This is a genomic window from Vibrio sp. E150_011 (assembly GCF_053544015.1).
The window spans coordinates 45,185-69,063 of record NZ_JBHFOL010000014.1; the positions used below are offsets into that span (position 1 = coordinate 45,185).

Consider the following 23,879-nt stretch of genomic DNA (forward strand, 5'->3'; position numbering starts at 1 on the left):
GTAATTCCTCTTAAACGTTCTCGCCACGGGCACGTACGTCAACAAGAACAGCATCGATGCCTTTCTTATCAATGATACGCATACCTTTAGCGGTTAGACGTAGTTTAACAAAGCGTTTTTCGCTTTCTACCCAGAAACGATGAGTTTGTAGGTTCGGCAGAAAACGACGCTTGGTAGCATTTCGTGCGTGTGAACGGTTGTTACCCGTTACAGGACGCTTACCAGTTACTTGGCATACTCGGGACATGAATGTCTCTCCAAATCGTTTCAGCTCGATATCAACCTTGGTGGCCGAACCTCAAATACAAGAGGCCTTACCATTATGGAATACCCATACAAGGCTATCAAAGGTCGCGCATTATACTAACTTGCAATGCATTGCTCAAGACCCGAACAGATCCTTTTTTAGGATTTGTTGATCTTTTTGCTGCGAGCTGGCGTTAGATGATACTTTTAGTGCGCGAATAATAGCAGAAAAATATCAAAACAAAAGACCCGTCTCACAGATATTACAATAAAAAGGTAATTTTTCGCCTAACTCGCTCAAATCCAGCCTCTTTCAGCAAAGGACACCACTTCACCATCCCCCACCACAAAATGATCGAGCACTCGAATATCCACCAAACCCAATGCATCGGACAACTGCCTTGTGATTCTTCGATCCGCCTGACTGGGCTCTGCAACACCAGATGGATGGTTATGCGAGAACAAGAATTAATTTTTGTATTTATGAATCCTGAGAGAAGCCAGTAATCTCAATGGATTCACAACTTCCTCAACAAAAAGCCCTTTCTCTAACCAAAACCTGAGAAAACCCTCTCAAACTTCTCAACTATCCCATCAATTGGATCAAACCAAATCTCGATGTTTGGATACTAGTCAGAGCTCTACAATACGAGAAAGCACTCTTCCTCATAACTACTCCTTTGCTACATACGATCATAACCCCGTGTAACAAACTACAAACAGGCTAACCTAAATAGATTCTGCCCCAAAATCACTTAGAGTAGATGCTCTTCACTAAATTAGGGCGCTTAGATTGACCAACAATTTCTAATGTTAGAAGCTCATATATAGCAAGATTCATTGAAGACCAACATGGATAGTAATAGCAAGGTTATCTACAAAATCACATACCCAAACGGTAAGATCTACATCGGGAAAGATCTCACAAACAGCATCAACTACTGGGGAAGTGCGAAAAGTGATGTTATCGCAGAGGATTTCAGCTTTGAAGAAAGGATGAATATGACTATTCACCGCGAAATAATATTCTTTTCTGATAGCGCAGATGAAGTAAACAAAAAAGGAAGCTGAACTGATCCGTCAGTACAACTCCAACAACCCCGATATCGGATATAACAGATGGCCGAAATACAAACGATAGATGCCCTTGGGCAGAGGTTATATGAAAAGGAAACAACAATTAAATGAACTTGCTGCTAATTGTGGCACTACGTCTCAATGCCCGTATTGCAACTCCACGCTAGAGAAAATACCTAAACGTAAAGCGAAGTGTAAATCTTGTAAGAAGTCCATATACCCTAGAAAAGACCCATTGTCTGGTGAGCAGCGCCTATATCGTGAAGGGGATTTATTTCTCTTAGAAGAACTAAAAGCGTTAGCAGATGGTTGGTGGCATGACTGGTATGAAGGTAATAACGGTGTATTAAGTGCACGTAAAGAATTAGCAAAAGAATGGAATGTAGATGAAGTCAATGTGTCAATTGCGGATGCAAGATGGAGAGAGTCGCATACTGTTTTAGCCGAGGCCACCGAAAAACAAGATTGGGATCGAGCGTATTCAGCCTATGAATCAATGCTGAGACAAGTACAGTGCGAAAGAAGCCAAGATAGAACACCGTTAGCTGAGTTGGTTGCTGGTTTTATGGTCACTGGTTATGGGCGAGATTGGAAGATAGGCGGCTATGCAATGGATCATAGAATTGGTAGACCCCAATTTATGCTCATAGAACAACTAACTACAGAACCAGATAATGTTTACGATTTAATTAAAGATACTCAAACAGCCAAAAGTTATTGTCATTTACTAGATGTCTCATTAGATACGATCATTAAGCGCTATATGGCTGAATTAAATGACGAAGCTGAGCTAGTGAGGGACTTTGAGAATACTGGAAAAAGAGAAGCTATTGTCGAAGTCAGTTTGACATCAACAGAAAGCGCTGTCAGCACTAGTCCACCTACGCCCAAGAAAGCTAGCTTATCAAAAGTTTGGATACTCCTAGTCGGCCTTATTGTGTTAGTTACACTAATAATAAGTGCCAAGCCGTAAACACTAGTCTGCTTATAAGGTGTAAGGTAGATAGTTAATGGAAAAATGGTTAAGTATTAGTCGCTTACAATTTGAAGCATTTTCTGAAATTGAGCATTATGATTTGCAACAGAAGTATGTGTTGTTGCTAGCAACTCGTGTGACAGAGTTATGTTCAGATGCTTACGAGCTTTGTACGAGGGGCAGAGTTGCTTCAGTACCAATAATAATGCGAAGTGCATTAGAGTCATATATAGACTTAATGTGTACAACGAAAAGCTCTGATCACGTTGAAGAGATGAACAGATCCTTTAAAATTTACCAAGCAAAAATGGCAGGTGAAACAGTTAAGGGTGGTAATCTGAAAATCTGGCGAAAATTCGAATTGGCAGGAGAGCAGAATTTGTATTCGGGATTTTATGCTCACCTCTGTCGCAGTGCACATGGAAATCTTGAAACTTTGGTTAGAGACCATACGGTAGGCGATGCGATCTCACTAGGACACAGCCCAGAATCCTCCTTGGTATCTTTGTATAGAAACCAAATAATAGGAATCGCAACAACAGCTTTAGTTGAAGCACTTGAATTCGTAAAATTCGAGGGCACTCAACTTATGCAGTTAAAAGTCATTCAAGAACAATCAGGTGCAGGTGAATATGCATAGCAAGGCGTCACTCGACTAACCTGCAATAACGAATCTAATGTAAGCCTATATTTATCGGGCAATTGCCCTAACGCGCTATTGCCCCGAAGTGTTTTAAGAAGCATGGTTTGCTTAATAAGCATTGGTAATGATTTTAGGCCCTAACTAGAATTTTCTAGACTTAGGTAAAGAGCACATCATGGTGGACGAATGAACTACTTTGCAGAGGACCCCTTCTAGGTAATGTAAACCTGGAGGGTAAATGAAAAAACTTAAGCAACAGTACCGAAGCCATATCAAGGCGCACGGCACTTATCTATGGGATGTGTACCCGAGCGTGCGTAGCGGAACACATAAGCATTTTTCAACTAAGCAGGAGAAGAGCTACTTTTTCATACACAAAGTTGAGTGTCGTGGATATCCAATCAAACTGCGAGCAGCTAGAGGGAAAGCACTAGCTAACTCGTGGGATGATTATCCTGCATACGTATACGACGTTGCGAAGTGCTGGAAGCATAATTCAAGAAGACGCCACCAGTACTACAAATAAACATCATTAAGCCTCGCTATTGCGGGGCTTCTTTATTGTCCGTCAGCTTATTCACTTTGAAGCTATTACAAGATTTTGCCCCATTGTAAGCTAGAGCACCTATTCGTCACATATCTAAGGATATAGGTTTGACCTACATTTTCTAACCTGCATAGTGTCTTTAGAAGTTAGGTCGTACCAGCAAGATCCGCCCACATCAATATAACGGTAGCTTGACACCCAATGAATCAGAGCGATTGTTCGGGTTAAACTCTAAGAGCGTGGCCAATATTAGTTAACCACTACATAACGCTTTAAAAGTAAAAGGAAGGTTCAGTGGTCGAAAAAATAACACATGTTAAAAATCCTCTAACAGTTATTGCTATGTTTGCTGCAATCGCAGAGATTAGCGGAACAATAGTCTTGCCATTTGTGGATGTAGCCCATCAGGGCGTATATATTTGGTTTCTAATGTTGTTTCCAACATTATTGGTAGGCGCTTTTTTTGTGACGCTGAACTTAAATCATAAAGTACTCTACGCACCTTCTGATTATCAGAATGAAGATAATTTTCTTAAGTTATTTGGTTACGCAGAACCTCAAGAACAATTAAGCAAAATTAAAGAAGATTTGATCGAAGATGGTGTTGACGTAACACTAAACTCAGACAGCGACCGAATATCAAAAGCCATTTTTGCAGAAAAACTGGTCTTAACCTCACTATCTAAGAAACTCAAATTGTCATTTAAACCCGACGTAACATTTCGAACTCCCTCGGGCAGAAACATCTTCTTTGATGGTGTTGCTGTCGATGGGACTTATGTTCACGCTATCGAAACAAAACTGGTTTCCAATAAGTCTGGAGTCAAATCAAGAGTTAAAAAAGTACTTGAACAGGCTCATCAATTACATGAACAATGGCAAGGTTTTGATGCTAGAAAGTTGGTTTTTCATTTGTATCTTGTGCTTGATTCAAATGAAATCAGTGAGCATGAGGTGAAGCGTCAGGTTGAAGAGATCCAAGAAAACTACCCAATTCGTTTTAAAGCAGAGGTTGTGAGACTAAGCGAACTCAAGAATGAATGGCAGTTTTGACCACAATAAGGCTAAGAACTACAAAGTGGGTTATTTAAAATGACAGAATTGATTGAAAAAATAGGTTTTATTGCTCTCGGGGTGTTGATTTCAGGTGCTGCTTATTTGATTAAAAGGAAGATCGAGTCAAAACCAGAGGTAGAGCAGCTTGATAAACACCAGAAAGTTCTGGATATCCACAGAAAGATGAGTGAACAAAAACTTGATATAGCTAGTTTAAATGCGTTTGCTCAATTGCTTACTGCAAAAAACGATTCTGTTCAAAATCATGTGCAAGTACTTCATTCTGATTCAGTTGCACATCTTACTAATGTAAGAGGCGAACATCTTACTCAAATCGAAATGAATCAGCTAGCTCTTGAAAGTTACTCCAGAGCAGTAGACAAGTTAAATGCTGTGTTTGGTGTTTTGAAATCTAAGATAGATAGCGACCGTATCCAATTCTACGAGAAAAGCCAAATCGACTGGGAGGCATATAGCGAAGCTCAAGCACGTGCAGTTGCTAGTTTCTACCAAGGTGGTTCAATTTACCCGCTAATATATCAATCAGAATTAGAAACTTTGATACATGAACGCATCGCTCATTTGCAAAGTGACTTAGATGAGCTGATAGCACTTGGAAACTGATAACTTAACGTAAGTGCAAGTAATACGCACCTAAACCAACCTTTTTGTTAGTGTGATCACTCATCGCTATAGCTAATCACACTAACTTTGCCATACCTTATGTTGTCCATGACTTGCTAATTTAGCAAAGGCGCTGGCAAATAAATGTCCAAGAACGCGCTGACGTCGATCTCGGCAAACAGGTCTTTGCCCCGAAATGAGTTGGGCATTCATTTCAGTCACATTCAATTCAGAGTATTTCACGATACAAAAACTAATGTGATAGGTAAGAACTTGGCTACCTGTTTACTAACAATCAATTGGAGAGAGTGGCCTAATGTTTTAGCTGCTGAGTGGCTACGATTGTGCGTGTCAATCACTAATGTTTAGTTTGTCTATATGTAACATGTTGAAATAAAACTATTAGGTGATTAATGTTTGGGATAAAATTCGAACGATAACATTTATACCAATAGAGGTTTGCATGGCTGACTTACGATTGATGTCTGGTGATTCTTTAGCTAGAAAACATGTTGTGTTTATTCATGGATTAGGTGGCAATGCTGAAACCACATGGCAATCGAGTGATTCAGAAAAAGTTTTTTGGCCTAAGTGGTTACATGAGGACATAGAAGATGTATGTATATGGTCGATTGGTTACGAGGCTCCTAAACTAACTGTGCGCGATTCAGGAATGGGTCTCCTTGATAGAGCGCAAAACGTACTTGAGACACTCTTAGCTGAGCAGCAACTAAGTAAGGGTGAGCTGATACTAGTCGGTCATAGCTTAGGCGGACTAATTATTAAACAGTTACTTAGATTGGCAAGCGATCAGAATGGGCGTAAGGGTGCGATTGAACTTATAAATAGAATTACTGGTGTGGCGTTTTTAGGCTCACCTCATACTGGTGCAGATCTAGCGCAAACAGGTAATTCTCTTTTCGGGCAATTGTTTCTCAAGCTGTTCTTACATCAACCTTCTGCGGCAACTGCCTCATTAGAGCGCAACGATGCCACTCTACGTGATCTGAATACTTGGTATCGAGGATGGTGTCACGATAAAGACATTCGGCATTTAGTGTTGGTTGAAACCAAGCCATATTTAATATTTGGAAGGATTGTTAAGGCTGATAGCTCAGATCCAGGCTTAAAAGAACGGGCAATTCCAATAGATGCTCATCATATTAATATAAGTAAGCCATCTGCAAAACAAGACGATATATATAAGCATATTAAGAAGTTTGTGGCTGAAGATACACTATCCAAACAAGCTAGTTGGTTACGAGCTAATTTTGGGAGAGATTACAGTGGCTGGGAGGAGCATGGTAATTGGGCTAAGTGCCCAAAGGGCATTGAGGAAGAATACATATTAGATCAAGCTGTGCGCCTTCACAATTCTTCCTCTAATGACTCAGAAGGGTTAGCTACAGTTGATGCATTGAATTTGCTTCGAAATCGCTTACTCAAAGCTGGCGCGTCTATTCGTTTAGTCGGGCTGTCAGGTGTAGGTAAAACTCGCTTCGTACAAGCACTATTTGATGACAGAATCGGGGAAAATGCTCTTGATAAAGAGAGCGTGTTCTATTCGGACATTAGTCTATCTCCTTCACCCACTCCACGAGTTTTAGTCGAACGGCTTGTTAGAGACAATATTCAGTCCGTTATTGTAGTGGATAACTGTGCCCCCGACTTGCATCGTGAACTTACCAATTTATGTAAAGATAACAGCAAAGCTAGAATCCTAACTGTTGAATACGACGTTAGAGAAGATCAGCCAGAGGAAACTGAAGTTTATACTTTAGAGCCAAGTTCTAGTGAGCTTATCGAAGCAATGATTTCATCAAGATTCCCTCATTTAAGTAAACAAACCACTGAGAAAATCGCTGATTTTTCAGGCGGTAATGCAAGAGTGGCTAATGCACTTGCCTGTACTGTTGAGAAAGATGAAAACATATCCAGATTAAAAGATGAAGAGTTGTTTAAAAGGCTGTTTCATCAGCGCCATGATTCAGATATTGGCTTAGAAAAAGCAGCCGAGGGGTTATCATTAGCTTATTCATTTCAGTTGGAATCTGAAGATGACTTTAGTGAAGAGTTAAAGTTACTCGGTGGAATAGTAATGCTTCCTCCTCATGAAATATACAAGTTTGCTAAAGAGCTGAAACGACGAAACTTAGCGCAAGAACGTAGCATTTGGATGGCGATATTACCTCACCCTATTGCGAATAGACTAGCCCGTTTAGCGTTGCAGAACGTACCACATTCAAATGTTGTTAAGTTCATAAACAGCAACACACAACCAAGACTGCTTAAGTCATTTTCACGTCGTATTGGGTACCTTAATGATAGTGAAGAAGCTGTTAAGCTAGCATCATCTTGGCTAGAGGCTGATGGAGTAATAGATCTACTTTTTAAAAAAGGTAATGACGACTTATCGATCTCATTGTTGGGCAATATTGCCCCAGTTATTCCAAATGAAGTGCTCACCTATCTGGAGCAAAGAGCAAAATGTGATTCAGATTTCTTAAGTAGGGAGAACCCTCACTACATATCAATTACAAGGCTTCTTCGTTCTCTAGCATATGAAGATAACTTGTTCGGTCAATGCTTTGATCTGCTCTGTCGTTTCGCATTATCTGAAAAAAAAGGAGAAAATAACAACTCAGTTAGAAGCTTACTTTGTAGTTTGTTTCAGCTTTATCTATCAGGTACACACGCTAAAGTGGAACGTCGAGTTAACTGCATTGGTAAACTCATAGATAGCACGAATGAAAACGAAAGAGAACTGGGATATGAGTTACTCGATAGCTCGCTAAAGACTTACCATTTTTCATCAAGTTATGGTTTTGATTTTGGTGCTAAATCAAGAGACTTTGGTTACGAGCCTCAAAGTCGAAAGGATGTGCTTTCTTGGTATCGTGAATACTTATTGCTTATTCGGAATCTTGCTTCGTCAGATAATGTTATTGATGAGCGTATCAAAGAGGTTTTTGCTAGTCATATTAGGGGGCTGTGGAAAATAGCTGAACTACACGATGATCTCGAATCTATATCCAAAAGCTTCTGTAGCAAAGGGGGATGGCCACGAGGCTGGCTGGCTTTAGGGGCAACATTGCGGTTTGATTCAGCATCAATGACGAAAGAGCATAAAAACCGACTTAAAATGTTGAGGGCAACTATTGCGGCTCAAGATCTAGATGGTCAAATGGAGCTATATGTATTTGCTGATAACCATGATTACTTCGGTCTTGATGAGATAAATGAAGAAGGTGAAACGGTAAAATGGGGCTATGAAAAAGCTCAAGAACTCGCAGAAGAACTAGGCACACATGTTGCTCAAGAACATTATAACTATCTTATAAACAAGTTAGCTCGGATTCTTACAACTATGAGTACTAACAACCACCTATTTAGATTTGGTTATGGAGTTGCGAGCGGAATAGATGATATTGAAAAGGTATGGGAGGATATCGCCACCTGCCTAGAAAAGCTAGATATCGAAAAAGTAAACTCGAACTTTGTCGGAGGTTTTGTTAGATACGTTTACGATAATGACTCTGATAAAGCACAATTGATTTTAGATTACTTATTAAACAGCGATAGACTAAGTCAGATATACCCATTGGTGCAGTTTGATTGTCCTATAGATGAAGTTGCTGTAGGTAGGCTCATAACATCGTTAAAAAACAATACTTCTCCGAGCTGGATGTACCGAAATATGGCATCTGGTAGACGGCATGAGTCAATATCTGACTTTGATTTAATTACTATCTTGGATTTGCTCTGGTTGCAACCAAATGGGCACAGCGCAGTTATTGAAATACTAACCATGAGGTTTCATGGATTGGAGAGACAAGCCATTTATGCTCCTAGTGTGGATTTGATTAAAAAATGCAGGGAGTTCTTACTAAAGCATGATTATAGCCGAGAACAACGAGACTATGGTGGTCGAGATTATTCTTTGACGCAGATAGCTAAAATGTGTTTTTTGGAAGATGAGGCTGGGGAAGATGCTAACACTCTGTTCAAAAAATTGTTTGAAGGCATAGCTACTTATAAAGTTTCTGCTTTTGACTATGGGGAGTTTCTATCAACTTTAATCGAACTACAGCCGACCCAAGCCTTAGATGTATTTCTCAAGGATGACAATGTGTCTGATCAAATCGCAACGAGTCATTTATCTAGAGAAACAAGCCCATTCTCCAAGCTCCCTATTGATAAAGCTATAGCTTGGTGCAAGGAATCACCAATATACAGATTTAAAACTCTAGCATCATCGATCACTCCATATGAAAAGAATGGTGAACACCTTAAACTAACCGACTTGGCAAACGCGCTAGTCAATGAAAGTCCTGAACCGTTGTTAGTGATTGAAGCTTTCGAAAGGGCAGCAATCCCGATGTCTTGGAGTGGTTCATGTGCATCTGTAATTGAACAAAGAGCTGAAATATTTGAGGAGCTTCTTTCCCATGAAAACCCTGATGTTGTAGAAAGTACGAAAATGATACTTAGCAAGCTAGAAAAAAGAGTAGAACGAGAAAGAGCCGACGAAGAGTTAGAGTCAAGACAATCAGAAGAACGGTTTGAATGGTGAATTTAGAGGAATACTGGCTGGCTCTTGCTCATTAGAGAGTTAGCCATATATTTCCTAATCCAAACCTCAAAATCTAGAGCAAAGGAGCTAGCTTGCTTTTGTCCAGGAATGAGTTGAATGATATCGCCTACACGCGTCTCATATGTCACAATACTAAAGTCAAATGCCATACTCGCTAATAGAAATAAGCCGCTATTATTGTTGAATGAATACTAAAGCTATCCTCCTAGCACACATCCATCGCGTAAAATTGCATTGGAATAATGGTTTAAACGAACTCTTTTGCATGATGATTTAAGCTGTGATGTGCACCGATGAAAGAGAAATAGATTGGCACTTGATGAATGACTTGTCTGAAAGTAATGTACTGCTTCTTATCGTGCTTGCTGAAACTGATTTGACGATTCAGTATGACGAACTGGTACTTTCTAATGCTGTAAACTACGTAATTAAATCTGAGGATCGCCAGCTCCATTAAGGAAATAGCTTCCAATAGCTTTAATGAGAATGTGTTACAGTTCCTACTCCTTCCTTGCTTCACATCAGCATGTAAGAACTTCGCCATTACTTTTAAAAATGGATCCTCACGAAAAACTAAGTAGGAAGTATAAGATGTTTAAGGCAAGTTATTGACCTTAACTGTTAACCACTCTTCTGCAACCTACCCGAGGTCCACTTTTTAGTGAGCTACCTAAGCTAACCATTTCACAACCTGTCGAAAAATGCCGAAATGACACGTTGCTTAAACTGGCCAAGTTTCAATTCCTCTTGTGATAAGGGTAAGCTAGATAATCTCTCTGGCACTGCTTCTAAGTCGCGCCAATTTAATTGGTTGCTGTCCGTTTGACATGGAGCCTTGCCAGTAATTGTACTTAGGTTATCTTTTGGCTCAGCTGTGAAATGATTTAACTCCTTTGTGTTTTGTTTTAAATACGTGCACGTATCTGGAATATCTTGCTCAATTCGTTCTGCAAACCCTATTAGGCTTTCTTCGGCAAAGGTGAATAGCCATGCTTCTTGATTTGGCGCGGTATTCACTCGCAAAATTCGCCCTAACACCTGCCTAAAATACAACTCAGTTTTTATTGCGCTCATATGACAACATACTTGCAATCTAGGGATATCCGTACCTTCACTGATCATTCCAACACTCACTATCCACTGGGTATTGGAATGGCGAAAGGCTTGTATCTCTTCTATCGGGTTCTCATGCTGATAAGTCACAATACAAGCCGACTGATCAAGATGTTGAATGAGTAATGATTGAATGAGTTTGGCATGCTGCACCGATGCGGCGACGATCAACCCTCCGGCTCGTGGGGAGCACAAACGTATCTCAGCAAGTTTCCGACACCCTAATTCAAGTAAATAGTTCATCGCTGCTTCGTTTTGAATCACACTCCGGTAGGAAACGTTAGACTGCTTAAGCAACTCAAAAATAGAGGCAAACTTCTTGATTTCAGAGCCTTCCGTTAGAGAAAGATGCTCACTATCGACTAATACAATCTTAGGAGCACGACACACTTTTTCCTGAACGGCGCGTTTTAGGCCATATTGATAATCACATAAGAACAGTCCATCAGGGGCAGTATATTCTGTCATCGCAATAGGCACACTGTCGGAGCGCCAAGGCGTTCCGGATAGTGCTAATGTATAACGAGCCAAACCTTGAATTTTTGTGAGGATTTGTTCACCCCAAACATTGGAACGACCTTCTTCATCAAAAGAGCAATGGTGAATTTCATCAAACACAACAAGCACGCGGTACTTCCTGATTGTGTTCCAAAACGCATCGTCTAAAAAGCGGATAGACTGGTAAGTATAGGAAGCTCCCATCGCTCCCATACCACCATCAAAAGAGCAGTCTAAATGCCGAGAGAATGTCTCTTTAATCCCAAGCGCGACGGTAGAGGACGGCGAAAAACAAAGTACGAGGTCTATCTTATTTTCTTGGATTAAACACTTCGTCAGCTCCGCAGCCATTACCGTTTTTCCCGCACCGGGAGTCGCTTGACAAAAGAAATGCCCCGTTGACGCTTTGTACTTTTCAATCGCTAGAGCAACACACTCAGATTGCCACAACCTCAACATGAAGTAGAAACCCCAGATTTTGAGGCCAGAAGAACTTTAGAGAGGGCATTAATCTTGCCCAACAATTTAGCTGAATGGTCTTTGCTTTCAGTAAACATGGGCAGGAACAAATCTGTTTTCTTTGGAAAACGCTCCATCAACGATTGATATTCCTCAACCTCACCCAGCACGATGGCAAGCTCGCCTTCATACTTGTTTTTCTCTTTTAGCAGAATTTTTAAATCAACGCTTTCTTGATGCGTTTGAGATAGCGCCACTTGGCGTGAATCATTTTTTAACTTGCGCGGAACCACCGAGATAGACTTCAGTAACTCGGTTTTTTGGTATTTTTTGGCTCTGCTGTGACCCGTTGAGACTAACCAACCTTTGCGTTCAAACGCCAAAATTTGCCGATACACATATTTCCTTGTCTCTTCTAAATTTTTGAACTCTTTACCAAGCTCCATCAAAGCATCCCTTGCTTCTGTCACCGAGAAGTCATCCATCTCTTTTTTTATCAATAGGTTAAACATGTGAGCATTAATTTTTTTGGACTGCATCATTTGAACATTCATACACTTACAAACTTAGGATTGCTAAGTATACAAAAATCAGTAAAACTTAGACAATCTAAGTTATCGAAAGGTTGATAAGAAATGTCTAAGTGCAAAAAAACAACCCAATCCCAGCGAGGCTCAAAGCTGCGCGTAAAAAAGCCAAAATCACCCAAAAAGATTTAGGGGTGAAAATCGGTATGGAACAAAGCTCGGCAAGTGGCCGCATGAATCATTACGAAAAAGGTAGGCATGTACCGGATATTGGTACGCTTGAACGTATGGCTGAAGAGTTAGATGTGCCGCTGAACTATTTTTTCTGTCGGAGCGAGTTAAGTGCAGAGTTAGCGTGTGCAATTGATAAGTTGAGTGATGAAGAAAAGGTGATGTTACTGGAAAAATTAACGTCTCAGTGATTTGGTTGTTAATGTCGCAGTTTTATGCTTTCTGGCTACTTGTACTTAACAGCGTACTCAACGGTAATGCATCTGTAAATCGGGGGGGAGGGGCGAGAATCCTATTCTCTGCTGTCATAGCTCTCGTATTGTACGCTGAACCTTTACCTTTCCTTATGACTAAGACTCTAACTATGTAGTTAAATTTACTAATCCATCCCGTATGTGACCATTAATATGCCAGAAGCACTTTCTAAATCAAATGATAAGGGTTCAAACCTCAGTGAATTTAAAAAAACTTGATGAGTTGGGTGCGGGGTATCATGATTTTGGTCTCGGCATAGAACGTTCTGTTAGGTGCACATGGACCCTACATATGTACATGCAGCATGTGTTTAGTGTAAACCTTTCAGATTCATTTGTTCAAAAGATCAACAAAATTAATAAGTCTTTAGGGGTTACTGTACAGAGCATTGATTTAAATGACTACAAGCATGACTTTATGACGTCAGAAACTCTAAATAAATTAATTGTGGAAAACGAATACCCTAAGTTTTTATGGATTTTCGGTGTGGACGTCTTAAAAGATTCCCGTTTTTCGGGTTGGTTACGCTCTAGGTTAACCGTGAGAGCCATCAAAAATCTGAGAGTGGTTTTTGTTGTTGATTCTCGCGAGGATTATCGGGAGGTTTTTTGTAACCAGAGAGCTCGCTTTTATCAATCTACGATGCCACTTCAAACAAATACTATTTACTAAAGCTGCACAGAAGCGAGACTGACCGAATTAGTTCTTCCGAAATCAAGGAAAGGTCTGTCTCAGAGCCTTTCCTTGCTTTCTAACTCTGAAATGCCCCAAAGTGTGCTAGAACGAATTTGATAATCTACTGCCCTTCAAAGTTTGACAATCGAAGTAAACATTAATTTAAGGCGAAGTTGATACGTTCGGGGGAGCGCATGCTTTTCCGATTAAAGCGCACGATTCATGGGCAATGCAAGCGCTACGGCGAGCAGGATGAAATAACCGATAAGAGTCCAGCCGAAGAAAATATTTAGCCAAAACATTAGGTTTGTAACGAAGTTTTCTCCTGTCTTCTGAGCGGCCAACAATGTGGGGAACATATATATCTTCCCAATGAGCTTCAGTAGCATCCAAGCCAGTACGAATGGCAAACAGGTCACGAACAGGACTGCATCACGTATTTTGTATAGATAGTGTAAAATCGCATAGTACATTATTTACTTCCACCACTTACAGTACCGTGTGCGATATAATAATTTAAAGCTAGTCTGTTGTCCAGAACCATGCGAACACGACGTAACTCAGAATTATCCACAAATGCCTTGGCTCGTTTCTGCAACAGGCTTTTGCACAGAAACGATGAACCTAAGCCCCATTACACTTTGACCGTGTAAACATTTTACTTGATTGGCGTCACAACTGAGTTTTCATCCAATAACTCTTGCTGTAGGTCAAACACTCTAAAACAAAGTCTCGCATTTTCAGCCTCTAACTGCTTTCGGGCTTCAACAGCATTGTTACGTTGCACCCTGTATTTATCTTTAAGTTCATTGGCTTTTTTTAATTCGTGTTTTAGCCTATCAAGCTCAGGCAAAGGGGCATCTAGCTCAATATCTAAACCTGTTATCATCGCCCTATCACGGTTGAGGTTGTATTCATCGATAATAGGTTTCGCGTAGGCCACGAACGCTTTGAACTTATGGACATAGCTATTGCCAAGCTGCGCTTCATTATTGATACGGTTCAACGTAAGCTTACCCGCTGCTTTTACATGAATCGGCTTACCATCTAATAAACGCTGAAATGCATTAACAAGCAGTCCCTCAGCCTTGCTAGTTGCCTTATATTCTACTTTCATGTCCATACCGCCTTAATATCATCATTGAAGCTATCAAAAGGAATGCCGTGTTTGACCAATGTTGGCTCGATAGATTGTATTTTCTTCTTTCTGGCATCCAGAATTAATTCATTGGCATGGTCACCCATGTCATTTATTGCTCGAAATGAAGCAATGAGGTTATCCCGTTCCCTCGATAGACTTTTCGCAGCTTTATCAGTGATTACTTTATGATCACAAGGGGCTTCAACAATATCCATCAGGGAGCAAAGACGTTCACAATTACGGTTGGTGCAGTAGCCACCTGTAGGCAGCAATACAATGGATTTTTCACCCGCCCTTACCAAAGAGAGCAATTCATCTCGGGACATAATTATTTCTTCACCCTGTGCCAGTCGCTCTGCTTTATTTTTGGCTATGCGTTCACCTTCTGCACCGCTTAAGGTAACGGATACATTGTAAATTTCATCCCATGCATCCACTGTTGATGCTTCAATAGCTGCATCAAACTCACTCATTAACCGAGTATCCATCAGCAGTTGGTTGGTACGCGCTAGTTCGAAGTAATTCGCATACCAGTTAGACATGTTAGTATTGCGGTGTTTAAGCTGGTACTTTACTGTAAGTACGTTCCCCAGACGTTTTTTTACCATAAAGACCACAAAACTTCGTCGTAAATCATGTGGACTAAGCCTTGGTAAACCTCCTCCGATTTTTAAGCTTCCTGCGCGTTCTGGATTCAAAAGGTCAAATTCTTCAACGTCTTCTTCGGTCGCATTAATGTTGAACGCTTTCAAATTTAATCCACCCCCATCCCCACTTTTTAGCGACACTTTATTGATGAGTGCTTTGCAGCCATAAGGGATCGAAGAAGAAACGAAGGCACTCTCTAGGTCTTGTTGCATTGCATTATATTTTCCTTTGGTTAACAGACCATTTTGGTAACCGTCATCCAGTAGCTCTAACCAATATTTTCTCGTGGCTTGCATGGAATCAAAAGCTAGCTCCAGTGCCAGCTTTGCAATAGGGGCAGTATTCCAAGTCGTATAAACTCTTTCACCCTTGTTTCCTTTTGTAGAAAACCCTGAGACCTTGGGTACGGCAGCAGTTGAATTGTCATAACTCTCTTTGTTCATGGAGAGTAACTCTTCCTTTCGGGCAGCTGAGAATAACCCCACACAGATAAAGCACATCTTGAGCAATGTATTCAACCATGAGCCTCCCCTGTCAAATGAGAAATTAGGAATGGTTTTTCGTTCAGGCCATTGGCGTGTTATGCGAGACATCCTGTCATCGAGTGCACTCTTTTGTGTACGCCTTAGGGCACTCACACGTAGCTTTTTAAGCTTAGCGTTGTGCATTTCATCTTGATAAGTGTAGAGCTTCTCCATGGCCGCGGAAATTTGATGGCGGTAGGGGTGGTAGGTTTCTACAAACTCAACCACAGTTTTTAAAATACTGACATGAATAGCTTCAGGAAATGCGATGGATTGACCGTTACCAGCATCAGGTTTAGCCCACTGAATATAGTCTCGCTTATAGACATAACGAGATACAAGACCCGCTTTGTACATTGCATTAATCACAGTGGCAAGATGACTGCACGTTGCTTTACGCCCAACCCCATGTAATGTTTGTGTGAGTTTTTTCCATTCTCGTTCGCTCGAAAGTAAGCTGAATTCACTTTTTCCCCAGCGTGTTGCGAGGGTGTTCAAACGAGCCCTAATATTTATTAACGAACCAACCGGTGCATGTGAATCAGAGCTTGATTCTTTCTTCTGCCACTGCATCAATGCATAGAGGTAAGACTGAATATCTTGGCGGTACTTCTCATCAATATTGCCAAAAGAGATTATTTTTTTGTTCTGTTTTAGTGCGTAAAAGTCCCACTCTAGATCAAAGACACGTGACACTCCGTTCCCGTAAGAGTCAAACGATACATACGGATTTCCGGCTAATTCTGGGCGAAGCTGTATAGGCTGTTCAGACATAAAATTATCCCTTAAAAAATTGGCTTGCGCTGGCTCTGTCTTGGTAAAGCGGGTGGTAATCACCATCATCCACTTTTTGTTTTGCTTGAGCGTAGTTTTTAGGTGCTTTTTGTTTCAGCCTGAGAAGAACTTTTTTCAACATACCTTCCACAACGAAATACTCACCCTTAGGTGCGGAATTACTCGCCACTATCTCTTTAAGGTCTTCAATTTGCTCCAAAAAAGACAACATCAACCAGATATCATTTTCTGACGCCACCAATTTATGGCTGTCACAATCAAAGCAAGCAAGAAAATCCGAGCAACGGCCCGTATCTTTGGAAAAATCAATGCCCAACTGCTTCATGCGCCTCGCTTCAGCAACAAGCTTCTCTGGTGTTGCCCCCGCGCATTTGATACCACTGGGTGTTGTCATTAATGGCTGCTCTTTGCTTTCGCGGGTACGCAATTTCTTATAATCATAATCTGATAAAATATCGCTGCGCATCGCCTTAGCATCCTCGATGGCTTTACCAATCTCCTCTCCTTTGGCAATAGCGCTTAACGCACTAAACGTGGCATTGAGGTTATTATCATGGTCTGCTTGGACACCACTAGAGTACCGTTTAGCGACAACATTCACGGTATTATTCATCCCCTGTGACACAAGGAATATATCTTCAGTGACTCGCATCAGTACATCAGATTTTGTGGCCCTGAATCGGCTTGCAGTAACCGTTAACCCCGTTATTTTCTCAAGTTGTGTATTGATATAACTAAGATTTGTACCATGTGTGCCGAATGTCCAAATCTCACCACTAGCGCTAAAGAAAGGGCAAAGCGGCAGTTCACTTGCAATCGGGATCCCCAGTGTTTGGAACATCAATTTAGACGTTTCTAGCCATCGGTTGAGCAGTTCTTTGGTTCTCAGGCTAAAGCCAGCGGTATTATCCAAATCCTTATAGCCAGCCCTGGATTTTTCACCGTCAAAAACAAACCGTCCACTACCAATACTTTTGAATGAAACATCCTTATGCTGCACGTTGGCGAGCACTGATTTGTTCATGCCTGTCAGCATTGAGAGCACGAAAAACCAATTGCGTGATGCCTGGTTATAAAAAACCTGTCGATGAAGTCGCTCAAGTGAAAGTGAGCTGTTCTTTATTGTTCCAGGCACGGGGATCATGCACTGCTTGAAACCATATTTCTTATTTGCAGTTAGCGGTGGTGTCCATCCTTGGAGCTTCGCTTGCTCAGAAAAAAGCTCTTCATCAAAAAACGGATGAATATCTAGCAGACCATTTTTATCAATTGCTTCCTGAAAGGCCAGCGCTCCCCTAACCAATATCTTGGATAATGGTTTCAACTCTGTTTCTATATGGAACGCTTTATTCGTAGCAGAAGATCTATTTGCAACGTTCGGTAGCACCTTAACGTCGGCTTCTCGGTTCCACAGTTTTAATAACACTGACAAGCCGTCTTTAATCCGCATTGCTTCCGATATCTGCAAGCCTTTTTCGGATAATTTATTGAAGTGTTTAATGCTATCAGTCATGGCTGCATTACTGAAAAGGTCACCGTTATAACCAATTCCGTCAAGATACCGGAAGTAACTAACAAGCCCAGAAAAGTAGTGCTGCTTTGTTATTTTGTGAGGTAGGAAGCTTAGCCTTTGGTAAATTTCCCTGACAATATCATCCCGATTTGCTAACACCTCATTCCCTGATCTAATTTGCTTTACTGTCGGGACGTTACGATAGCGCAGGCGATAAATGTGAGATTTTATGCCATTACCATTGTCTAAAACCATATCTTCAAAGTGAAGTGGGATAATTGGTGCTCGGGTATTCTCTATCGCAATTTTGGTACGTTTTCGACCTTGAATCATAATGCCCCCTCTAGATCATCAAAAGCGCCAATATAGTCCAGTACGTCCTCGTAGATTTCATCAGCGGAAGGCATATCTTGTGCTATTTTCAGGTATTCTATCGTCGTCGACCTATCTTCGTGACCAAGTAAGATTGATACCCTATCCAATGCCTCATCGGGTGTGATTAACGGGTTGCCATAGTCATCTTTTTTATTTAAAAGGTGACGGAAGATATTCACGGCAAACGTTGAGCGTAAATTATGTAGGGAGCCGACAATAGGATGGTCAAGACCTCGGGTTAGGTTTGCAGTGTTACGTATCTCCACCCAGCGCCCGGTAAAGTCTTGTAGCCGCGTAAACATCGGTTTCCCTGATTGGGTAATAAACAAGTATTCCAGCTTGGGGTTAATCGCATCATCTCCCTCAAAGAAATGCGTATTTCCTTCTTCTTTCTGCTCCTTGCACCATGCTTTGAATTTCTCCAGGCGCTTTTGATACCTGTCAGACTGAGAGTAATCGTAAAGCATCTTCATCAATGTGGCGGGGATAATGGTAACCCGACTTTTATTATTCTCTGCAAAGCCCTCAGCCGTCTTTGTGAGTGATTTATACTTATCACCAACACCCAAATCCATCACAGGCTTTTTAAACACCTCTTTGCCGTCCTGAATCATAGTTTCGGGGTTAACTATCTGTCCTAAGTGAAGGCTCGCTGCTTCTTCTCTCCGCAATCCAGTATTACGGCAAATTATGGGGTGCAGACAGAACTCAATCGGCAATGAATGCAGTTTATTGTTGTCACCATGACGAACCACCCTGCGGGATTTCATTAAGATGGTTTGCAGGATATTCCATTCATTATTGGTAAACGGTTTTAAGTCACGGCGTAGATTACTGAGGTTTGTGCCGCCACTGCGCGATGATTTAGTAAACTTAATCCGCATATCCGTCGTGTGCACCTGCTTACGTTGGTATGCTTTCATACTGGATGCAGACGCCTCAAAATGGATATTCACTGTCTCAAATTGGAAAGGAGGGTTATTAAAGCGGACGCCCTGACGAAGGCAGTGTTTATAAAAACCAACGACACTGCTCATGTATTGCCTAGCCGTTGTTCTAGCCAATACACCCTCAATAGCGAGTTGTTTGATTCCATCTCGATATTGGTAGGTTAATCGTTCCTGTTTATTACGAGGAAAGGTATTCCATTCTGAGCGGGGATCATCATAGAGAGGGTCAAAGTCCTCTTTATCGTATTTAGCATCCCACTCTGCCTGTTTGTCTAATACAAAACTGAAGTAATGGGCAAGCCCCTGTGCATCTGTACCAAGCTCAAGCACGCCATCATCGATTGCTTTTGACAATAAGAACTCATTAACCATGTCTAATGGTTGGTAGCTGACTAGTTTGTCTTTATCGCTATACCCAGTGATATTTAGTAAAGGGAGTTTCTTTACGGGGATCTTATTGCCATTGGCACGGTATGTAACTTGAGGTTCTCCATTATCATCAATGGATACCAGTGGTTTCTCGTAAACGAAGTTAGGTATAGTTGAAATTTCTATCTCTTTTCGTATGAGCTTTTTTTGATTTTTATCGTTACTAGACATACTAAATCCAATACTGTGCATACGAACAGCGTATACAGTATTCTCAACTTTAAAAGTTAATTATGAGTATGTAGTTTATCAGGTAATTTTTGTGCCAGAATCACGGCGGCCGAATTATGAGAAAGCGCACATTTCACCACCTCTCTTGGATATACAGACGCAGCATTAATGGTGCCCTCGAACATCACCTCATCGGCAATTAAGCGATGCTGATTATCAAGATAAAGTACATAGAAGGCTTCTCGCTGGCGGTCTCGAAGCATTGTGGAGAGATAACGCTTGGTTTGTTCCGCACTTTGCAACGCACCCCCTCTTTGCAAGCCTTCTAACAAATAGCGCTTACTCATTTCAAGTACCGCTTGCAGTTGCACATATTTGGCGACACCCAACCCTTTTCGCTGACAAAAATCATCCTGCGATGAAGAAAAAAGCGCACGAAGTGATCCAAAGTCGTTGATTAACGCATCAGATAATTGAATCACATTGATACCTTGCGTACCGGTACGCAAGAAAATCGCTAGCAATTCTGCATCCGTTAATGCGCCACTGCCTTTTTGCAGCAATTTTTCTCGAGGGAGTGATTCTGAAGGTAATAACTTTAGCCCCATACTGACATCTCTTTAATGGATAAATAACGAATTCACTCGTTATTTCTTAACGACTCAAAGAAAGAAAGCGGCTCACACTTTAAACGCGAGGGGAACTCAATTTTCCTGTAATAATGATGTTTCCTTATATCGTTCGGCACTGGCAAGTCCCTTGAAAGTAGCGGGATCAGGACGCATTTGCTATCTTAGCCGCAGCAAAATTTAAGGAGCTGGTTATGCAAACATTGGCGGGAAAGAAAATACTACTTGGAATCAGTGGCGGTATCGCCGCATATAAATGTGCAGAGTTGACTCGCAGACTCATTGAGCGAGGCGCACAAGTCCAAGTGGTGATGACCAAAGCAGCAAAAGAGTTCATTACTCCATTAACCATGCAAGCCGTTTCTGGTCGCCCCGTTTCTGATAGCCTACTCGACCCAGCAGCTGAAGCCTCCATGGGTCACATTGAACTGGCGAAATGGGCCGATCTAATTCTACTGGCTCCGGCGACGGCCGACCTGATTGCGCGTATGTCCGCCGGTATGGGGAATGATTTACTCACGACTCTCGTTCTAGCAAGTGATGCACCTATTGCCGTGTCGCCTGCCATGAATCAACAAATGTACCTGAACGCCGCAACACAAGAAAACATTGCCACTTTAGCGCGCCGAGGCATGTCTATTTGGGGACCGGCAGCAGGAGAACAAGCCTGTGGTGATGTCGGGCCAGGCCGCATGCTAGAACCGATGCAGCTTGTCGAAAAGTGTGAATCGTTCTTTGCAGCAAAACCCTTAGTAGGTAAGCGGGTGTTGATCACCGCAGGTCCCACCCGAGAGGCGATTGACCCTGTGCGCTACATCTCAAACCATAGCTCGGGGAAGATGGGCTATTCCCTTGCCAAAGCCGCTCGTGAACAAGGGGCAGAGGTTTGCATTATTAGTGGTCCCGTCTCACTTGCCACACCACATGGGATTACGCGCATCGATGTGGTCAGTGCAGATGATATGCTGAGCGCGGTCACTGACCAAGCGTCAAACTACGATGTGTTTATTGGCTGCGCCGCTGTCGCTGATTACCGACCGACGAATGTTGCCGAACAAAAACTTAAAAAAACAACCCACGTTGATAGCATGAATATTGATATGGTCAAAAATCCTGACATTATTGCTTCTGTCGCCTCCATGAAGAGCCAGCGTCCATTTACTGTCGGCTTTGCGGCGGAGACACAAGATGTCGAGGCCTATGCACTTGATAAGCTCAAACGCAAGAATCTGGATATGATTTGTGCAAATGATGTGTCTATCGAGGGACAAGGCTTTAACAGTGATACAAATGCGATTACCGTGTATTGGAAAGGTGGTCAGCAATTATTAGGCTGTGCGACAAAAACTGAACTCAGTCATATAATCGTATCCACGATCGCCGAGCAGCTCTCACAGGGTGAATCATAACTAGGTCACCCAGATAATGTCACCCGACTGACCCCTCTTTCAGGTGTCAATCTTACTCATGGGTATAGCCAGTGATCACGATGAGACGCTCAAAATGAGATTGTTAACTGGCTCAACCATTTAATATCTAACGCTACGTGGATAAAATGACCTTAGGTACACTAACCTGTCGCCTATCGTTATTATGACGCGCACATAGGCATTGCTGTAATCAAAAGGAATAGGATTTATGTCCGTTACGAGAAAGTCGAATAGAAAAGAGGAAATCCTACAGGCCCTAGCACAAATGCTAGAGTCTAATGAGGGCACCTCGCGCATCACTACCGCCAAACTTGCCAAGCAGGTTGGGGTTTCTGAGGCTGCGCTCTATCGTCATTTTCCAAGCAAAGCTCGCATGTTTGAAGGGCTGATAGAGTTTATTGAGGAGTCCTTAATGTCTCGTATCAATCGTATTCTCGACGAAGAAAAAGACACGCTGACTCGTATCCAGCTCGTATTGCAGCTCATTCTCGTTTTCTCTGAGCGCAACCCGGGTTTAAGTCGCATACTTTCCGGACATGCTCTAATGTTTGAGAATGAACGATTACGCGAACGTATCAATCAGCTCTATGAAAGAATTGAGACATCTTTACGTCAAATCTTACGTGAGCGTAAGATTCGTGAAGGAAAAAGCTTTCCTGTCGATGATAAAATTCTCGCAGCTCAACTCCTTGGGCAGGTTGAAGGCAGCCTAAATCGCTTTGTTCGCTCTGATTTTAAATACTCACCCACCGCAACATTTGATGAGTATTGGGCACTTCTAAAACTACAACTACAGTAAGCCTTATGAAAATAGATAAGAAACCTGACTTTACGTTTTCCTTACTGCATCCAAAACACTGGGGTGTTTGGATCGGCTTTGGACTACTTGCACTGATTGTTAATATTCTGCCTTACGCATTATTGTTTAAGCTTGGTCGAGGCATTGGTAAATTTGGAATGCGGTTTGGGGGTAAAAGAGCTGATATTGCCCGTCGAAATTTAGAACTCGCATTCCCCGAAAAAACAAACCAAGAAGTAGATTGTTTTATTGAGGAAAATTTCAAGAACTCAGGAATGGCCCTTATTGAAACGGGTATTACGTGGTTTTGGCCAACTTGGCGTTTTAAGCGCTTGCTTGAAGTGAATAACATTGATGCTCTCAAGCAGCATGAGGCGAATAACAGAGGCGTATTACTATGCTGTGTTCATGCACTGAATTTAGAAATAACAGCTCGGGCTTTTGCCGTTCTAGGTCTCCCTGGTTATGGTGCTTATCGACCACACAGTAACCCTGCGTATGAATTTATTCAATATCGTGGGCGCACACGCAATGGCAACAAACTCATTTACCGCACCGACCTTAAAAAAATGATTAAAGTCATGCGTCAAGGCCATCGCCTTTTCTATTTACCAGACCAAGATTATGGTCATAACAAATCCGTATTTGTGCCCTTCTTTGCCGTTAAAGAAACTTGTACCACCACTGGCACCAGCATCCTAGCCCAAACGAGCAAATGCGCCATTGTCCCTGGTTCGGGGTTTAGGAATGCTGATGGAAAATACGAGATCATTGCGAATCAGTCGATTGAAGAACAGTACCCTCAAAAAGACGATATCGCCGCCGCCGCTTATATGAATAGTTACATTGAAGACGTTATTTTGCGAGCCCCCGAGCAGTGGCTTTGGATGCACAAACGCTTTAAGTCTCTACCCGACCATTCACTCACTAACTCTCGCTATCAATAGGGATGCT

Annotated in this window: 20 protein-coding genes and 2 pseudogenes; 12 read left to right on the plus strand and 10 right to left on the minus strand. The window is 41.8% G+C overall.

Annotated features, from left to right (window positions below):
- Nucleotides 1-10: 10 nt before the first annotated feature.
- A complete protein-coding gene (gene rpmB, locus ACE1OE_RS18295) occupies nucleotides 11-247 on the minus strand; it encodes a 50S ribosomal protein L28 (protein ID WP_076589033.1) in 237 nt (78 codons plus the stop codon).
- Between the two features lie 296 nt (nucleotides 248-543).
- Nucleotides 544-711, minus strand: a pseudogene (locus ACE1OE_RS18300) (JAB domain-containing protein); the annotation flags it as partial.
- A 387-nt stretch (nucleotides 712-1,098) separates the two neighbouring features.
- On the opposite strand from ACE1OE_RS18300, the gene ACE1OE_RS18305 reads away from it, so the two are divergent.
- The 7 genes from ACE1OE_RS18305 to ACE1OE_RS18335 all read left to right on the plus strand — a co-directional run bounded on the left by ACE1OE_RS18305 (nucleotide 1,099) and on the right by ACE1OE_RS18335 (nucleotide 10,220).
- Nucleotides 1,099-1,317: a hypothetical protein gene (locus ACE1OE_RS18305; protein WP_449211890.1), complete on the plus strand. Its 219-nt coding sequence runs from the start codon at nucleotides 1,099-1,101 to the stop codon at nucleotides 1,315-1,317.
- Nucleotides 1,318-1,408: 91 nt separating this feature from the next.
- Nucleotides 1,409-2,296: a hypothetical protein gene (locus tag ACE1OE_RS18310; RefSeq protein ID WP_449211891.1), complete on the plus strand. Its 888-nt coding sequence runs from the start codon at nucleotides 1,409-1,411 to the stop codon at nucleotides 2,294-2,296.
- Nucleotides 2,297-2,333: 37 nt separating this feature from the next.
- Nucleotides 2,334-2,939 (plus strand): DUF5677 domain-containing protein, encoded by a 606-nt coding sequence (locus ACE1OE_RS18315; RefSeq protein WP_449211892.1) that lies wholly within the window; start codon nucleotides 2,334-2,336, stop codon nucleotides 2,937-2,939.
- 844 nt (nucleotides 2,940-3,783) lie between these two features.
- Nucleotides 3,784-4,542, plus strand: coding sequence for a hypothetical protein (locus ACE1OE_RS18320; protein ID WP_372140131.1), 759 nt, complete (start codon nucleotides 3,784-3,786; stop codon nucleotides 4,540-4,542).
- Between the two features lie 39 nt (nucleotides 4,543-4,581).
- The gene (locus ACE1OE_RS18325) at nucleotides 4,582-5,169 is read left to right on the plus strand and encodes a lysozyme inhibitor LprI family protein (RefSeq protein WP_449211893.1); all 588 of its coding nucleotides are present in this window, start codon (nucleotides 4,582-4,584) and stop codon (nucleotides 5,167-5,169) included.
- A 463-nt stretch (nucleotides 5,170-5,632) separates the two neighbouring features.
- On the plus strand, nucleotides 5,633-9,742 hold the full coding sequence (locus ACE1OE_RS18330; RefSeq protein ID WP_449211894.1) for an esterase/lipase family protein: 4,110 nt from the start codon (nucleotides 5,633-5,635) through the stop codon (nucleotides 9,740-9,742).
- Between the two features lie 301 nt (nucleotides 9,743-10,043).
- On the plus strand, nucleotides 10,044-10,220 hold the full coding sequence (locus ACE1OE_RS18335; protein ID WP_449211895.1) for a hypothetical protein: 177 nt from the start codon (nucleotides 10,044-10,046) through the stop codon (nucleotides 10,218-10,220).
- Between the two features lie 227 nt (nucleotides 10,221-10,447).
- On the opposite strand, the gene ACE1OE_RS18340 is transcribed toward ACE1OE_RS18335, so the two are convergent.
- Nucleotides 10,448-11,833, minus strand: a complete 1,386-nt coding sequence (locus tag ACE1OE_RS18340; protein ID WP_449211896.1) for a DEAD/DEAH box helicase — start codon at nucleotides 11,831-11,833, stop codon at nucleotides 10,448-10,450.
- Nucleotides 11,827-12,375 carry a hypothetical protein gene (locus tag ACE1OE_RS18345; RefSeq protein ID WP_449211897.1) on the minus strand — a complete coding sequence of 183 codons (549 nt, stop codon included), beginning with the start codon at nucleotides 12,373-12,375 and terminating at the stop codon, nucleotides 11,827-11,829. Before ACE1OE_RS18345 ends, ACE1OE_RS18340 begins: the two co-directional genes overlap by 7 nt.
- 101 nt (nucleotides 12,376-12,476) lie before the next feature.
- On the opposite strand from ACE1OE_RS18345, the gene ACE1OE_RS18350 reads away from it, so the two are divergent.
- Complete coding sequence (locus ACE1OE_RS18350; protein ID WP_449211898.1) at nucleotides 12,477-12,782, plus strand: helix-turn-helix domain-containing protein; 306 nt, start codon at nucleotides 12,477-12,479, stop codon at nucleotides 12,780-12,782.
- A 262-nt stretch (nucleotides 12,783-13,044) separates the two neighbouring features.
- Nucleotides 13,045-13,518 (plus strand): hypothetical protein, encoded by a 474-nt coding sequence (locus ACE1OE_RS18355; protein ID WP_449211899.1) that lies wholly within the window; start codon nucleotides 13,045-13,047, stop codon nucleotides 13,516-13,518.
- Nucleotides 13,519-13,727: 209 nt separating this feature from the next.
- On the opposite strand, the gene ACE1OE_RS18360 is transcribed toward ACE1OE_RS18355, so the two are convergent.
- From ACE1OE_RS18360 to radC, 6 genes and pseudogenes are all read right to left on the minus strand, one after another.
- Nucleotides 13,728-13,880, minus strand: coding sequence for a superinfection immunity protein (locus ACE1OE_RS18360; protein WP_449211900.1), 153 nt, complete (start codon nucleotides 13,878-13,880; stop codon nucleotides 13,728-13,730).
- Nucleotides 13,881-14,179: 299 nt separating this feature from the next.
- Entirely contained in the window at nucleotides 14,180-14,638 is a 459-nt protein-coding gene (locus ACE1OE_RS18365) for a hypothetical protein (protein ID WP_449211901.1), read from the minus strand.
- Nucleotides 14,635-16,608: a hypothetical protein gene (locus tag ACE1OE_RS18370; RefSeq protein ID WP_449211930.1), complete on the minus strand. Its 1,974-nt coding sequence runs from the start codon at nucleotides 16,606-16,608 to the stop codon at nucleotides 14,635-14,637. The genes ACE1OE_RS18365 and ACE1OE_RS18370 overlap by 4 nt, the downstream gene beginning before the upstream one ends.
- Nucleotides 16,609-16,612: 4 nt before the next feature.
- The gene (locus tag ACE1OE_RS18375) at nucleotides 16,613-18,475 is read right to left on the minus strand and encodes a hypothetical protein (RefSeq protein WP_449211902.1); all 1,863 of its coding nucleotides are present in this window, start codon (nucleotides 18,473-18,475) and stop codon (nucleotides 16,613-16,615) included.
- Nucleotides 18,472-20,067, minus strand: a complete 1,596-nt coding sequence (locus ACE1OE_RS18380; protein WP_449211903.1) for a site-specific integrase — start codon at nucleotides 20,065-20,067, stop codon at nucleotides 18,472-18,474. The genes ACE1OE_RS18375 and ACE1OE_RS18380 overlap by 4 nt, the downstream gene beginning before the upstream one ends.
- An 80-nt stretch (nucleotides 20,068-20,147) precedes the next feature.
- Nucleotides 20,148-20,675: pseudogene (radC, locus tag ACE1OE_RS18385) on the minus strand (RadC family protein); the annotation flags it as partial.
- A gap of 215 nt (nucleotides 20,676-20,890) precedes the next feature.
- On the opposite strand from radC, the gene coaBC reads away from it, so the two are divergent.
- The 3 genes from coaBC (at nucleotide 20,891) to lpxL (ending at nucleotide 23,872) form a co-directional block, all read left to right on the plus strand.
- Complete coding sequence (coaBC, locus tag ACE1OE_RS18390; RefSeq protein WP_449211904.1) at nucleotides 20,891-22,105, plus strand: bifunctional phosphopantothenoylcysteine decarboxylase/phosphopantothenate--cysteine ligase CoaBC; 1,215 nt, start codon at nucleotides 20,891-20,893, stop codon at nucleotides 22,103-22,105.
- A 229-nt stretch (nucleotides 22,106-22,334) separates the two neighbouring features.
- Nucleotides 22,335-22,925, plus strand: a complete 591-nt coding sequence (slmA, locus tag ACE1OE_RS18395; protein ID WP_102471175.1) for a nucleoid occlusion factor SlmA — start codon at nucleotides 22,335-22,337, stop codon at nucleotides 22,923-22,925.
- A 5-nt stretch (nucleotides 22,926-22,930) separates the two neighbouring features.
- Entirely contained in the window at nucleotides 22,931-23,872 is a 942-nt protein-coding gene (lpxL, locus tag ACE1OE_RS18400; RefSeq protein ID WP_449211905.1) for an LpxL/LpxP family Kdo(2)-lipid IV(A) lauroyl/palmitoleoyl acyltransferase, read from the plus strand.
- The last annotated feature ends 7 nt before the right edge of the window (nucleotides 23,873-23,879 follow it).